This is a genomic window from Flavobacterium ustbae (assembly GCF_003946915.1).
Classification (GTDB): domain Bacteria; phylum Bacteroidota; class Bacteroidia; order Flavobacteriales; family Flavobacteriaceae; genus Flavobacterium; species Flavobacterium ustbae.
The window spans coordinates 67,753-82,031 of the sequence record NZ_RPOC01000018.1; the positions used below are offsets into that span (position 1 = coordinate 67,753).

General features: G+C 34.2%; 11 protein-coding genes and 3 tRNA genes. 7 read left to right on the forward strand and 7 right to left on the reverse strand.

Going from position 1 to position 14,279, the window contains the following annotated elements:
- Positions 1 to 449 precede the first annotated feature (449 nt).
- Positions 450 to 1,541, forward strand: coding sequence for an outer membrane beta-barrel protein (locus EG814_RS17905; RefSeq protein WP_125723263.1), 1,092 nt, complete (start codon positions 450 to 452; stop codon positions 1,539 to 1,541).
- Between the two features lie 308 nt (positions 1,542 to 1,849).
- Here the strand turns inward: EG814_RS17905 and EG814_RS17910 are convergent, their stop codons facing one another.
- From EG814_RS17910 to EG814_RS17930, 5 genes are all read right to left on the reverse strand, one after another.
- Positions 1,850 to 2,755 carry an N-acetylmuramoyl-L-alanine amidase gene (locus EG814_RS17910; protein WP_125723264.1) on the reverse strand — a complete coding sequence of 302 codons (906 nt, stop codon included), beginning with the start codon at positions 2,753 to 2,755 and terminating at the stop codon, positions 1,850 to 1,852.
- Positions 2,756 to 2,783: 28 nt separating this feature from the next.
- A complete protein-coding gene (locus tag EG814_RS17915; protein WP_125723265.1) occupies positions 2,784 to 3,338 on the reverse strand; it encodes a hypothetical protein in 555 nt (184 codons plus the stop codon).
- Positions 3,339 to 3,380: 42 nt separating this feature from the next.
- Entirely contained in the window at positions 3,381 to 4,694 is a 1,314-nt protein-coding gene (gene rimO, locus EG814_RS17920) for a 30S ribosomal protein S12 methylthiotransferase RimO (protein ID WP_125723266.1), read from the reverse strand.
- Positions 4,695 to 4,901: 207 nt separating this feature from the next.
- Positions 4,902 to 6,404 (reverse strand): OmpP1/FadL family transporter, encoded by a 1,503-nt coding sequence (locus EG814_RS17925; protein ID WP_125723267.1) that lies wholly within the window; start codon positions 6,402 to 6,404, stop codon positions 4,902 to 4,904.
- A gap of 43 nt (positions 6,405 to 6,447) precedes the next feature.
- On the reverse strand, positions 6,448 to 7,506 hold the full coding sequence (locus EG814_RS17930) for a hypothetical protein (RefSeq protein WP_125723268.1): 1,059 nt from the start codon (positions 7,504 to 7,506) through the stop codon (positions 6,448 to 6,450).
- A gap of 102 nt (positions 7,507 to 7,608) precedes the next feature.
- Between EG814_RS17930 and proS the strand changes: the two genes are divergently transcribed.
- The 5 genes from proS (at position 7,609) to rpsT (ending at position 9,873) form a co-directional block, all read left to right on the forward strand.
- Positions 7,609 to 9,087, forward strand: a complete 1,479-nt coding sequence (gene proS, locus EG814_RS17935) for a proline--tRNA ligase (protein ID WP_125723269.1) — start codon at positions 7,609 to 7,611, stop codon at positions 9,085 to 9,087.
- A gap of 80 nt (positions 9,088 to 9,167) precedes the next feature.
- Positions 9,168 to 9,239 (forward strand) — tRNA-Glu (locus tag EG814_RS17940).
- 41 nt (positions 9,240 to 9,280) lie between these two features.
- A tRNA-Glu gene (locus EG814_RS17945) sits at positions 9,281 to 9,352 on the forward strand.
- Positions 9,353 to 9,394: 42 nt separating this feature from the next.
- Positions 9,395 to 9,466: transfer RNA gene (locus tag EG814_RS17950), tRNA-Glu, on the forward strand.
- Between the two features lie 155 nt (positions 9,467 to 9,621).
- Entirely contained in the window at positions 9,622 to 9,873 is a 252-nt protein-coding gene (gene rpsT / locus EG814_RS17955) for a 30S ribosomal protein S20 (protein ID WP_073417115.1), read from the forward strand.
- Between the two features lie 168 nt (positions 9,874 to 10,041).
- On the opposite strand, the gene EG814_RS17960 is transcribed toward rpsT, so the two are convergent.
- Entirely contained in the window at positions 10,042 to 10,449 is a 408-nt protein-coding gene (locus EG814_RS17960; protein ID WP_125723270.1) for a response regulator, read from the reverse strand.
- A 5-nt stretch (positions 10,450 to 10,454) separates the two neighbouring features.
- Complete coding sequence (locus EG814_RS17965) at positions 10,455 to 12,164, reverse strand: PAS domain-containing sensor histidine kinase (RefSeq protein WP_125723271.1); 1,710 nt, start codon at positions 12,162 to 12,164, stop codon at positions 10,455 to 10,457.
- 168 nt (positions 12,165 to 12,332) lie between these two features.
- Here EG814_RS17965 and typA point away from each other — a divergent pair, with 168 nt between their 5' ends.
- Positions 12,333 to 14,129, forward strand: a complete 1,797-nt coding sequence (typA, locus tag EG814_RS17970; RefSeq protein ID WP_125723272.1) for a translational GTPase TypA — start codon at positions 12,333 to 12,335, stop codon at positions 14,127 to 14,129.
- Positions 14,130 to 14,279: the final 150 nt, after the last annotated feature.

Consider the following 14,279-nt stretch of genomic DNA (forward strand, 5'->3'; position numbering starts at 1 on the left):
TAATGTTCTTAAGCCTTAATTTGAATGATGTAATTTTGGTTATAAATTTAATTTTTTAAATATACCCCTAAAATTTTAGGGGGTGTCGTTATTTTGTTGTTATTTTTTAGTGGTATTTTGTAGTTTTTATCTGTTTTATTTTTTAAATACCTATAAAATTTTTTAAAATTTAATAAAATTGTGTTATTGAATTTTCAAAAACAAATATCTATAAATATTAAATATTGATTATTGACGACTTAATTTTTGTAATCCGTAATTCTTCGCCTAAAACGTCAAAAAAGCAGTTTTGGATTATTCTACTCATACAAAAGTTAATAAATTCGCTAATGAAAATGATGATGATTTGAAGGCGCATAAGAGGTTTTAGAAATGGCTTATACTATTAAATAGATATATAAAAGATTAACTAACCAGAATCAATTAATAACTAAAAACCAATTTAAAACATGAAAAAAGCATTTCACATTTTAGCCGCGATGTTAACAAGTTCTTTTGCCTTTGCCCAAGATGAGGAAGCTGCCGCTCCTCCTGCAACCACCTGGGGAGGCTCTGCAGATGCGTACTATAAATATGATTTTTCAAAACAAATGAATGGATTAACGAGCTTTACCAACTCACAAAATTCATTCGAATTAGGAATGGCGTCGATTGAAGCAGGACATACTTTCGGAAAAGCTTCTGTTTTTGTAGACTTAGGTTTCGGAAAAAGAGCAGCAGAGTTTTCATATAATGAAACGCCAGATAAAGATGCAAGTGCAAAATTTATGATTAAGCAATTATTTTTTACATACAATTTGACCGATGAATTTAAATTAGTAGCCGGTAGTTTCGGAACTCATATCGGGTATGAGGTGCTAGATGCGGTAGATAATAAAAACTATAGTATGTCTTATGCGTTTTCTTATGGGCCGTTTTTTAATACAGGGGTAAAAGCACAATATACTTCTGGTAAATTTACTGCTATGGCAGGAATTACAAATCCAACAGATTTTAAATCGGCAATGGATGCGGGTTCTTATCAAAAGACATTTATCGGACAATTGGGATATATTGGAGATACAGGAAGTGCTTATTTGAACTTTACAACAGGAAGTACTAATCCAATTCCAGGAAGTGTAATTCCAGTTTCAGACGAAAATAAAACACAGTTTGATTTGGTGGCGTCTAAAGCTATTAGTGATTCGTTTGCTTTAGGGTTTAATGCAACTTATGCTAAAACGACAAACGATTTTGATAGTGCTTTAGATGGAGAATGGTTCTCTTTAGTAGGTTATGCTAATTATTCTTTCAGTCCATCATTGCTTTTAGCTTACAGAATAGAATATTTTGATGCTAAAGATGCGGCTCCAAGTTTAGGGACACTAACAGGATCAAACGTATTTGCTAATACTGTTTCTTTAAACTATAAAGTTGGAAAACTAACAATTATTCCTGAACTTAGATACGATGCCGCTTCTGAGGATATATTCTTAGATAAAGATGCATTGCCAACAGGAGGAAGCTTCTATGCTTTAATTGCAACAACATACTCTTTCTAGAGATAAAGATTGATATTTTTTTTTTTTTTTTTGGAGCTGTCGAAACATACAAATGTTTTGGCAGCTTTTTTATTTTGTTTCAGGTTTGAAGTTTCAGGTTTGAAGTTTCAGGTTTGAAGTTTCAGGTTTCAGGTTTGAAGTTTCAGGTTTCAGGTTTCAAGTTGCAATTCAGGTTTGAATTGTTGGAGTTGTTTGTTTGTAGATACGCACCGCAGTGCGTCTTCTTGGTAAGAAGAATCTAAATGTATAAAATAAAAAAAGCGTTTCTAATTTTATAGAAACGCTTTTTTTATTTTATCGTTGAGGTTTTATTGAACCTGTTTTTTATATATCGAATAAATAGCATCGATTGTTTTTCTGTCTAAAACTGAGGTTGCATCACTTTGAATATAATGCAGTTTAAATGCTTGAATTGCTGAGGTTAAGTTTTTGGTATTGTAACCTATAATTCTGAGAGCAGGTTCAATTTTAAAATCAAACGGAGCTGGTTCTAAAACTTCGTCTGGCCAAATACCAAATCCTTTTTCGGCTAATATTTTCCAAGGAAACAAGGCACTCGGATCTTGTTTTCTGCCCGGCGAAATATCCGCATGGCCTAAAAAGTTTTGCGTTGGTATGTTGTAGTCTTTTTTCAATTTTGTCAAAAGAGCAACTAAACTGCTGATTTGTGCTTCAGTAAAAGGTTTGAAACCATTATTGTCCAATTCAATACCAATAGAACAAGAGTTTAAATCTGTTACTTTTCCCCAAGTAGAATTTCCAGCATGCCATGCTCTTAAATAATCATTAAGCATCTGTACAACTTTTCCATTTTCAGAAATGATGTAGTGGGCACTTACTTGAGTTTTGGTTTTTGTAAAAGTATTGATCGTTTGCTGCAGCGAATCCTGAGCTGTATGATGAATAATTACAAAACTAGGTTTTCTTAAATTGAAATTTACGGTGCCAACCCATTCGGTATTTATTCCGTTTACTAAATAAGTAGAACCTGTTTTCGATAAAGTATCTTTTACGATTCCCAGTTGCTGTGCATAAGAAGTATCAATTGCTAGAGGTGGAACTGCAGGAATTGGCTTTGCTTCTTTACTTGTAATCTGGTTTTCTAAATTTTTAAGCTGCTGATCGTAAGCTTTTTCAGTATTCTTGTACGGATTTGTAGAGCAAGAGCTGATGGCAAGAGCTAAAATCAGATAACAAAAAAGTTTCTTTGTCATAATTCGTTGTTTTATAAGTTTATAACGATTATTCTGAAATTTTCGTATCTGGGGCGTCTTTTACTTCTTTAGAGTCTTTAGAATCCTTGTCTTTTTTCTTCTTCGATTTAGTTTTTTTCATGTCTTTAAAAGTATCCATGAAAGTTTTGTATTTGTCAATCTGATCGGGATTCAAAAAAGCAGAGATTTTTTTATCTGTACTTTCTTTTAAAGCTTTGATTTGCTCAATTTTTTGATCTTGGCTGCTGCTTTCATTTTTCAATAAAATACCTTGTTCTCTAATGCTTTCTGCCAAAACATTCGAAATAGCAATGGCTTGTAGTTCATCTAGATTTACTTTCGGTTTCATTTGCTCCATAATAATTGCTGCAATTTCTTCAGGAGGAGTTTCTTTTGGTTTGCTTGGAGAACTTTGTGGTCCAGCCATCATGCTTCTGTCCATGCCCATTCCGCCGCCTCTTCCGTAACCGTTGCCGTAGCCGTTACCATAACCATTATTGTATCCGTTTCCGTATTGTGCAGAAACAGTGTTGAAACAAAATAAAGTAAAAACAAAAAGTATTAGGTTTAGGGTAGGTTTCATAAAAGTGTTTTTGTCTAATGTTTGCAATAGTTCCCTGTAAATTTAAGCAGGTTCTCCGTATAAATCAAATTCTGTCGCTTCAATTATTTTTATATTAACAAATTCTCCTGTTTTTACATAATGTTTAGAAGCATCAATTAAAACTTCGTTGTCAACATCTGGGCTGTCAAACTCTGTACGACCAACAAAATGAGCGCCTTCTTTTCTGTCGATAATGCATCTGAAAATTTTACCTACTTTTTCTTGGTTTAAGTCCCAAGAAATTTGAGATTGAAGCTCCATAATTTCATTGGCTCTTGCTTGTTTTACATCATCTGGAACATTATCTTCTAGTAAATAAGCGTGAGTATTTTCTTCATGAGAATAAGCAAAACATCCCATTCTGTCAAATTTCATTTCCTGAACAAAATCCTTCAAAATTTCGAAATCTTCCTGAGTTTCACCTGGGTAGCCAACAATCAAAGTAGTTCTAATAGCCATTCCAGGAACAGCAGCGCGGAAATCTTTTAATAATTGAGTTGTTTTAGCCTGAGTTGTACCACGACGCATTGATTTCAAGATAGAATCTGAAATATGCTGTAACGGAATATCGATATAATTACAGATTTTCGGCTCGCGTTTCATCAATTCTAAAACATCCATTGGAAAACCAGTAGGATAAGCATAATGCAAACGAATCCATTCAATTCCTTCAACAGCTGCTAAAGCCTCTAGAAGTTCTGCAAGATTTCTTTTTTTATAAAGATCAAGTCCGTAGTAAGTTAAATCCTGAGCGATTAAGATTAATTCTTTAACCCCATTTTTAGCAAGTCCTTGAGCTTCTTTTACTAATTTTTCAATTGGCTGAGAAACGTGAGAACCTCTCATTAAAGGAATAGCACAGAAACTGCAAGGTCTGTCGCATCCTTCTGCAATTTTTAAATAAGCATAATTTTTTGGAGTTGTAGTTAAACGTTCTCCAAGTAATTCATGTTTATAATCTGCTCCAAGAGCTTTTAGTAACTGAGGTAATTCTGTTGTTCCAAAATATTGGTCAACGTTCGGAATTTCTTTTTCCAAATCTGGTCTGTAACGCTCCGACAAACATCCTGTTACAAAAACTTTATCTACAAGTCCTCTGTCTTTTTTATCGGCATATTCCAAAATCATATTTACCGATTCTGCTTTTGCATTATCTATAAATCCGCAAGTGTTAATTACAATAATGTTTCCTTCTTTTTCTGCAGGCGCTTCATGTTCCACTTCTTTTCCATTCGCACGCAGCTGTCCCATAAGGACTTCACTGTCATAAACATTTTTTGAACACCCAAGAGTGATTACGTTAATTTTGTTCTTTTTTAAAGACTTGGTTCTCATACTTTTATAAATTGGAGTGCAAAATTACACTTTTTTTATTCAAACAACACTAGTTTACAGTTTGTTTTAGCTGTTTTTTATGAAGTTGATTGTCCTTGCATCCTGTTAATCTTTAATTGTATTACGAACAAACGGCTTTTGAAGGATAAAAAAAATCCGTCAAGTAAAACCTGACGGAAATTTTCAATCATCTATTTTGATTTTTAATTACAATTCAAATAATAAAGTCATGGTGACATTGTTTAATTTAGAAGTGATATTTGCTCCATCAGTAAATCCCTTTGGGAAAAAGCCTTGATTAGATTTTCTTTCTAAATAAGAATAAGCTAAATCTAATTTTGTAGCGCCAAAACTATAACCTAAACCAGCAGAATAACTGTTTAATTCGCCAACTGTGATTCCGTTTTTGTATGGACTTCCCTCATAACGGTATCCGCCTCTTAAGCTTAATTGTTTTATTTTGTATTCCCCACCAATACGAAGTTCGCCAGTACTAGTTAGAGCATTGTTGATATCACTGTTTATTTCTCTAAAACCAGAATCATTTGTTGGTTTGAATTTGCTGTTTCCATAGTTTCTTATACCGTAATCAATGCTTAATAAACCTGATTTTCCGAAAACATACGCGGCACTAAAAGTCCACTTGTCTGGAGTTTGTAAGGTGTAAGGTTCGTATACATTTATAATGTTAGGATTTATATTAGCATTTAATGCCGAACCCCCATCAGCTTGTCTCGTAGAATATAAACTTTGCGATACTTCATCGTAAAGCTCATACCATGTATTTGATTCGTATGCTATTCCAAGTCTAAAAGCATCGGTAACTTTTCCTATTGCTCCAAGTTGGAAAGAAAATCCATTTCCATATGTATAAAGTTCATTATTGAAACCCACATCAGAAATTGTTTCGTATGTTGCTAAAGGATTGTTATTGTATTCATAGAAACTCGATGACCTTCTGTAGTCTGTGACATGAACATTTAAGTTCGCTCCAAAGTATAATCTGTCTTTGTAAGAGGTTGCAATGTTAAAACCTACTTTGCTGTTGTAGCCTCTAGTGTAGATTTCATTTTCTTGATGGTAATTTCCTCCGGCAGGTACATTACTTATGTATTGTGTGTTTTGTGGGTCGTTGGTAACAGGGTCAATTACGTATCCTTCAAGCCCAAAAAAAGCTTGTTGTTGTCTATAATTTAAATCTCTATAATCTGCATTTGCAAGGTTTCTTAATTCAATTCCGTTTGCGTAATCTAAGAAATAGCCATCAATAGAATTAGTAGGGTTGGTTCCAGCTGAAAACACTTGGTTGTTGAAATTATTAGTATTTTCATAAGTTGCACCAATTGCAATTTTATTCCAGCCATTGTTTGGGTTGTTATCTTTAAAAACAAATACGCCACCCGCTTGATTCAAGATAAAAGAGTTTTCTTTATCAGAAGTTTGAGTTCCAAAGTAATTAGAATTATTTTTTAGATTCTGATTGCTAAAGGTAACTCCAACTTGATTGCTGTTGAAAATAGCAGATCCAGCCGGGTTCACGCTCAAAGCAGATATATCTCCTCCAACAGCTCCAAAGGCTCCGCTCATTGCTCTGTATCGTGCAGTTCCAGTAAGATTTTCTTGAGAGTAACGCAAAGCATCTGAAACTTCTTGTGAGTATGACGCGCTGACAGTTAGTCCTGTTATAAATAGGAAAAGTATTTTTTTCATTTTGATGTGTTTTAGTTAGAATTTTAGTGGGGCTGAGAAAAAATTATCTTCTTCCTCCGCCACCGCCAGATCTCATTCCGCCACCGCCGCCACCGCCGCCGTATGATCTAGAGCCTCCGCCACTATTGCTAGGGGTGTAGCTTCTTGATGAACCACTATTGCTAGGAGTATAGCTTCTTGACGAATTGCTATTGTTGCTAGGTGTATAGCTTCTGTTTGTTGTGGTGTTACCGCTATTATTGTATGATCTTCTGTTAGTGTAAGTACTATTGTTATAGTTAGAACTATTATTGTACGATCTTCTGTTTGTGAATGTCGGACTAGTTGTTGTTCGGCTATTTACATTAGAGCTTCTTCTGAAATCAGTATACCCGTTAGACGATCTGTTTGTCGTATAGTTTCTATTGGTTGTATAGCTTCCTCTGTTTGTCGTGTAATTTCTGTTAGTAGTGTAGTTTCTGTTAGTTGTATAACCTCTGCCAGTAGAGTAGTTTCTGTTGTAAGCATAGTTGCGATCTCCATAATAACCTGCAGAACCTCTTCTTCCGTAAGAATAGTTATAGTTGTTGTAGCCGTAGTAGCCACCACCCCAGTATCCGCCACCCCAATAACCTGGGTAGCCCCAGCCACCGCCCCAGTAGCCTGGATAGCCCCAGCCACCGTAATAGCCTGGGTAACCCCAACCCCAGTAACCTCCGTAGCCCCATCCGTAATATGGATAGCCCATTCCGAATCCGAATGACCATGTTGGAGTAGAGTAAATGTTTACAGAAACATCAGAACTGCTGCTTCCCCATGCAGGGTAGCCTACAGATGCAGTTTGTGTACTGTCGCTTTCAGAATAATTCGTGTAGTTGTCAACGTCTGTAAATATTTCAGTTGGCTGATCGTCGTCCTGTAATGATCTGAAATATTCTTTGTATTGATTGTTCGTGCCATTATTGGTCTGAACATAAGTTGTATTTGATGATTTACCATAAACGCCATCATTATCATAATAAGATGAATTTTGGTAGGAACCACACGATGCAAGTACTAAACTCAATAATCCAATTAAGTAAAAATGAGCTGAGTTTTGGCGAAGAGAAATGTTAGTTTTCATATCTGTGGTGTTTTTTATTGTTGCACATTACAAAATTAGTTAGTTTTGTCAAACTATTTAGTTAAAATTGTATAAAACAAAATTTGTGCCAAAATATATAATATGAGTAAGAACCTCACTACAAGATCAGAAGATTATTCGAAATGGTATAACGAACTGGTTGTCAAAGCAGATCTAGCTGAAAATTCAGGAGTTAGAGGCTGTATGGTAATAAAACCATACGGATATGCTATTTGGGAAAAAATGCAAGCAGAGTTAGATCGCATGTTCAAAGAAACAGGACATCAAAATGCTTATTTCCCTTTGTTTGTGCCAAAAAGCATGTTTGAGGCGGAAGAGAAAAATGCTGAGGGATTTGCGAAAGAATGCGCAGTAGTAACACATTACAGATTAAAAAATGATGAGGAAAGACCAGGGAAATTAATGGTTGATCCAAATGCAAGATTAGAGGAGGAGCTTATTGTTCGACCTACAAGTGAAGCTATAATTTGGTCTACATATAAAGGATGGGTGCAGTCTTATAGAGATTTGCCTTTGTTGATTAACCAATGGGCAAATGTAGTTCGATGGGAAATGCGTACGCGTTTGTTTTTAAGAACTGCCGAATTTTTATGGCAAGAAGGGCATACAGCTCACGCAACAAAAGAAGAAGCGATTGAGGAATCGGAAAAAATGATGAACGTTTATGCTGATTTTGCTGAAAACTTTATGGCAATTCCAGTAGTAAAAGGCTTTAAAACCGAAACAGAACGTTTTGCCGGAGCAGATGAAACATATTGTATTGAAGCCTTAATGCAAGACGGAAAAGCATTGCAAGCTGGTACATCTCACTTCTTAGGGCAAAACTTTGCAAAAGCATTTGATGTTAAGTTTGCTAATGCTGAAGGGAAGCAAGAACATGTTTGGGGAACTTCTTGGGGAGTATCTACTCGTTTAATGGGAGCTCTGATCATGACGCATTCTGATGATCAAGGATTGGTGTTGCCTCCAAATTTGGCTCCGATTCAAGTAGTAATTGTTCCTATATATAAGACGGATGAACAATTGGCTCAAATTACAGAAGCAGTTAATGATTTAACGGCTAAATTGAGAAAACTAAAAATCACGGTTAAATTTGATGACAGAACAACTCAAAAGCCAGGGTTTAAATTTGCAGAATGGGAATTGAAAGGAGTGCCTGTTCGAATTGCTGTTGGTCCAAAAGATTTAGAAAATGGAACTTTTGAAGTTGCCAGACGTGATAAATTGTCAAAAGAAGTGGTTTCTGCAGAAGGAATCGTAAATTATGTAAATGATCTTTTAGAGCAGATTCAAAATGATTTATTTACTAAAGCTTTAGAGTATAGAAATTCTCACATTACAGAAGTAAATAGTTTTGAGGAGTTTAAAGAAGTTTTAGAAGGAAAAGGAGGCTTTTTGTCTGCTCACTGGGACGGAACTGCCGAAACAGAAGAAAAGATAAAAGAGCTAACAAAAGCGACCATTCGTTGCATCGCTTTAGATGCTGTTGAAGAGGTGGGAACCTGCGTGTTTACTGGGAAACCTTCTTCTAAAAGAGTGCTTTTTGCTAAGGCTTATTAAAAAAAATATATTTTTTTTGCATCAACTATTGTGCAACTAAAAAATAGATGTATCTTTGCATCCGCATTAGAGAAATACACGGTCCGTTCGTCTATCGGTTAGGACGCCAGGTTTTCATCCTGGTAAGGGGGGTTCGATTCCCCCACGGACTACTTTTTTTCTGCGATTTTTAAGTTCTTTAACTTGATATAATGGTCCGTTCGTCTATCGGTTAGGACGCCAGGTTTTCATCCTGGTAAGGGGGGTTCGATTCCCCCACGGACTACAATTTCAATTTTATTTAAATTGAAGAAAACTTAGAAGAAACGGTCTGTTCGTCTAGGGGTTAGGACTCCAGGCTTTCGTCCTGGTAACAGGGGTTCGATTCCCTTACAGACTACAAAATTAGTTGTAAATAAGTTTTGTAAAATAAAGATTGGTGTCTCGGTTTTTATTTTATTAGTTAAAACCAAAGTGATTGTTTTTATAATTGTGGGAGGTTTTTCTTTTTTAACTAGTATTTATAATAATTATTACATCTAAAATTAAAAGAAAATGGCAAATCATAAGTCAGCATTAAAAAGAATCAGAAGCAACGAAAAAAGAAGAGTTCTTAACAGATATCAGCATAAAACTACTCGTAACGCTATTAAAGCGTTAAGATTAGCTACTGATAAAGCTGATGCTACTGCAAAATTATCAACTGTAATCTCTATGATTGATAAATTAGCTAAAAAGAACATCATTCATGATAACAAAGCTTCTAACTTGAAGTCTAAGTTAACTAAACATGTTGCTAAATTGTAATTGATACAATTTGTTAGATATACAAAAGTCCTCTTTTTAGAGGACTTTTTTTTGCTTGAACTTTAAGTGAAATTCCAAGAATAAAAATTTCAAATTCTAATTGTATAAGTTGGAATTTGGAATTTGTTTTTTTGAGTATTTTATCTTGGAATTTGGAATTTTCAGAACTTATAAATCAATTTTCTTTTTAAGATATTCCAGCATTGGCAGTGTAATAGGTTTAGAAAGGAAATCAATTATAATAGGATATTTTTTGGCTTTTGCAAGATCTTCAGGATCAATGGTTGAAGATAAGACAATTACAGGAACTGTATTAAATTCTTTGTAATCTAGCGAAGTAAAATGATCTAGAAATTCCCATCCTCCCATAATGGGCATATTTAAATCTAAAAAAATTAATTCAGGTTTTTTTTTTGCCTTATCGTTGGTGTATTTTAGAACATTGAAATAATGAAGAGCTTCTTCGCCGTTTTGAGCTGTAATAACTTCATGCGAAAATGAAGATTTTGAAATTACTTTTTTGCATAGCATCAGCGTTATAGGGTCGTCGTCAATGCATAAAATCTGCTCAAGCATAATAATTAATTTTTAAATGTTATTGTAAATATAGTTCCTTTATTGACCTCGCTTTCAATAGAGATTGTTCCGCCCATAGTCTCTACCTGAGATTTTACGAGATATAATCCTAATCCTTTGCTGTCAGGATAGTTGTGGAATCTTTGATAAAGCCCGAATACTTTATCTTGATTTCTTTCCAAATCAATTCCGATTCCGTTGTCTTTAAAGGTTAAAATTGTTCTTTGCTCTATTTGTTCGGCTGTTATGGATATTTTGAGTTTTCTGTTTTCCGATTTGTATTTTATAGAATTGGTAAGCAGATTTAATAAAATACTTTCAATATAAGCTTTATTTGTAATAAGTTCGGGAACTTTATCAAATTTAAGTTTAATTATAGGTTTGTGTAGTTCGATTTGAAAGGAGAGCTGGCTGAAAACATTTTCAAAAACTTCTTTTAAAGAGACTTCTTCTTTTTGCATCGAAGGATTGTCTTTGATAATGATGACTTTTACCAAATCATTAATAGTTTCATTAAGCAAATGAGTTGATTTTGTAAATCCAGCTAATATTTCTTGGAGTTCCTCATTTTCTACAGGAATATCTTCTATTAAATTAAGAAGGCCAATTAAATTAGAAAGCGGCGCTCTAAGATTATGTGAAGTAATATAAGAGAATTGTTTTAAGTCTTTATTGTTTTGTGTCAATTCTCGAATCAGATGCTCTTTTTCTGTTTCTAGTTTTTTCTCGTCTGTAATGTCTCGCTGTATCGAAATCCAGTGCGAAATTACTCCTTCATTATTAAAAATCGGAATCATAGAAAAACGTACCCAATATTCTTCTTTATTTTTGGTGTAGGTAATTGTTTCTATCAGACATTCTTCTTCGTTTTTTATGGCTCTTAGGAGTTTTTTTAATTCATCTGAATCAGATTTTGGACCTTTGAAAATGTTTGGCGACTTTCCAATAATTTCATTTGACTGGTAGCCTGACATGTGAGAAAATGCAGGGTTAACATATACTATTTTGGGTATTTTTCTCTCTGAAGAATTGGCTTCGGTGATTAAAATAGAATCTTTAGATTGTGTAATTACGGTTTCTAAGAGTTTTAATCGCTGTTCTTCTTCTTTTTGTTTTGTTATATCCTGAATTGCTCCAATCATTCTGATAGCTCTTCCATTTTCATCTTTCAATAAAAAACCTCGATCTAAAACGTATTTGTATGATCCGTCTGCACATCTAAAACGGTATTGATCTTGCCATTTTTCCGTTTTTTGTTCTATAAAAGAGTATAATTTTATTGACATTCGAATGCTGTCTTCTGGGTGAATTTTGTCAAACCACCATTTAGAAGTTTTGCCTACTTCTTTTTGGTCATAGCCAAAAACACCTTCAATTCCTTTGTTCCAGTTAATGCTATCCTCCTGAATTTTCCAGTCCCAGATAGTATCGCTTGTTGCTTTTGCTACAATATCATATTTCTCATTCGATTCTTCTATTTCTTCGTTTGTTTTGTTTAACTTTTCAAAGATCGAAATGTTTCTTTTTTCATTTTTTAAAAGTATAAAACTGAAAATGAGTCCTGTAATTAGGATAAATGAAATATCTTTTACTAAAGGCAGGTAGCTAAATTCTGAGGAAGAAAAGTAGGTTGTGAGTAATTTATGACATATGACTGCCATAATTATCGAGATGATGGTATAAATAAGAGTAATTTGGAGGGTTTTACTTTTCATCACCTCAAATATAGTTAATTTAACTATAACTAAACGTATGTTAATGCCATTTTGAAAGCGATATTTTGATGTTTTATATTAACTAATTGATTGTATATACGCAAACTATGTTAGAAACGTTTTTTTTTAGAAAATAAAGTGTACCTTTGCGCCCATTAAAAATCACAGATGGAATCTATTAGAAACATTGCAATTATTGCCCACGTCGATCACGGTAAAACCACTTTGGTTGATAAAATTATGTATCACTGTCAGTTATTTCGTGAAAACGAAAACACAGGTGATTTAATCCTAGATAATAACGATTTGGAGCGCGAGAGAGGTATTACCATTACTTCTAAAAACGTTTCTGTTCAATATAAAGGAACAAAAATCAATATTATTGACACTCCTGGCCACGCGGATTTTGGAGGTGAAGTAGAACGTGTATTGAACATGGCCGATGGTGTATGTTTGTTAGTGGATGCTTTTGAGGGTCCAATGCCACAGACTCGTTTTGTTTTGCAAAAAGCTATTGACTTAGGTTTAAAGCCTTGCGTAGTTATCAATAAAGTAGATAAAGAAAACTGTACTCCTGAAGAAGTTCACGAAAAAGTTTTTGATCTAATGTTTGAATTAGGAGCTACTGAAGAGCAGTTGGATTTTCCAGCGGTTTACGGTTCTGCTAAAAACAACTGGATGTCTGAAGACTGGAAAAACCAAACAGAAAACATTGAGCCATTATTAGACATGGTTATTGCTAATGTTCCTGCTCCAAAAGTTTCTGAAGGTACTCCACAAATGTTGATTACTTCTTTAGATTTCTCTTCTTTTACAGGTCGTATCGCTATCGGTCGTCTTGAAAGAGGTACTTTAAAAGAAGGAATGCCAATTTCTTTGGTAAAAAGAGATGGTAAAGTAATCAAATCTAGAATTAAAGAATTACACACTTTTGAAGGTTTAGGCCGTAGAAAAGTAGAAGAAGTTGTTGCTGGAGATATTTGTGCTGTTGTAGGTATTGAAGGTTTTGAAATTGGTGATACTATCGCTGACTTCGAAAATCCTGAAGCTTTACAAACAATTGCTATCGACGAGCCAACAATGAGTATGTTGTTTACAATTAACGATTCTCCTTTCTTTGGTAAAGAAGGTAAATTTGTAACTTCTCGTCACATCCGTGAAAGATTAACAAAAGAGTTGGAGAAAAACTTAGCGATGAAAGTTGGAGAAACTGATTCTGCTGATAAATTCATGGTTTTTGGTCGTGGTGTACTTCACTTATCTGTTCTTATTGAAACAATGAGAAGAGAAGGGTACGAACTTCAAATTGGTCAGCCACAAGTAATTATCAAAGAAATTGATGGTGTTAAATGTGAGCCAATTGAAGAATTGACTATCGACTTACCAGAAAACCTTTCAGGTAGAGCGGTTGAGTTCGTAACAATTCGTAAAGGTGAAATGCTTTCTATGGAAGGTAAAGGAGAGCGTATGATTATTAAATTCAACATTCCTTCTCGTGGAATCATTGGTTTAAGAAATCAATTGCTTACTGCTACTGCTGGTGAAGCTATTATGGCACACCGTTTCATCGGATACGAACCATACAAAGGAGAAATTCCTGGACGTAACAATGGTTCATTAATCTCTATGGAAAACGGAAAAGCTATTCCTTATTCTATCGATAAATTACAAGATCGTGGTAAATTCTTCGTTGATCCAAACGAGGATATCTATGAAGGTCAGGTAATTGGAGAAAATACTCGTAGCGACGATATGACGGTTAACGTTACTAAAACGAAAAAACTTTCTAACGTACGTTCTTCTGGAGCTGATGATAAAGCTAGAATTATTCCTGCTATCAAATTCTCATTAGAAGAAGCTTTAGAGTACATTCAAAAAGATGAATATGTTGAAGTTACTCCAAAATCTTTACGTTTAAGAAAGATTTATTTAAGTGAAACGGATAGAAAAAGATACAAAATCTAATTCGTTTTAACTTTCAATATAAAATCCCAAATTCCATCATGAACTGCCCCCAAAAAGTTAGACACTATTTGGGGGCATTTTTATGGAAAGAAAAGTTAAATACAATTACGAATTTAAACTTCAATGTATAAAAGAAGTTTTTAAATTTCA

Coding starts and splice junctions, on each gene's coding strand:
- EG814_RS17905 (WP_125723263.1), top strand. CDS start 450: ATGAAAAAAGCATTTCACATTTTAGCCGCGATGTTAACAAGTTCTTTT.
- EG814_RS17910 (WP_125723264.1), bottom strand. CDS start 2,755: ATGACAAAGAAACTTTTTTGTTATCTGATTTTAGCTCTTGCCATCAGC.
- EG814_RS17915 (WP_125723265.1), bottom strand. CDS start 3,338: ATGAAACCTACCCTAAACCTAATACTTTTTGTTTTTACTTTATTTTGT.
- rimO (WP_125723266.1), bottom strand. CDS start 4,694: ATGAGAACCAAGTCTTTAAAAAAGAACAAAATTAACGTAATCACTCTT.
- EG814_RS17925 (WP_125723267.1), bottom strand. CDS start 6,404: ATGAAAAAAATACTTTTCCTATTTATAACAGGACTAACTGTCAGCGCG.
- EG814_RS17930 (WP_125723268.1), bottom strand. CDS start 7,506: ATGAAAACTAACATTTCTCTTCGCCAAAACTCAGCTCATTTTTACTTA.
- proS (WP_125723269.1), top strand. CDS start 7,609: ATGAGTAAGAACCTCACTACAAGATCAGAAGATTATTCGAAATGGTAT.
- rpsT (WP_073417115.1), top strand. CDS start 9,622: ATGGCAAATCATAAGTCAGCATTAAAAAGAATCAGAAGCAACGAAAAA.
- EG814_RS17960 (WP_125723270.1), bottom strand. CDS start 10,449: ATGCTTGAGCAGATTTTATGCATTGACGACGACCCTATAACGCTGATG.
- EG814_RS17965 (WP_125723271.1), bottom strand. CDS start 12,164: ATGAAAAGTAAAACCCTCCAAATTACTCTTATTTATACCATCATCTCG.
- typA (WP_125723272.1), top strand. CDS start 12,333: ATGGAATCTATTAGAAACATTGCAATTATTGCCCACGTCGATCACGGT.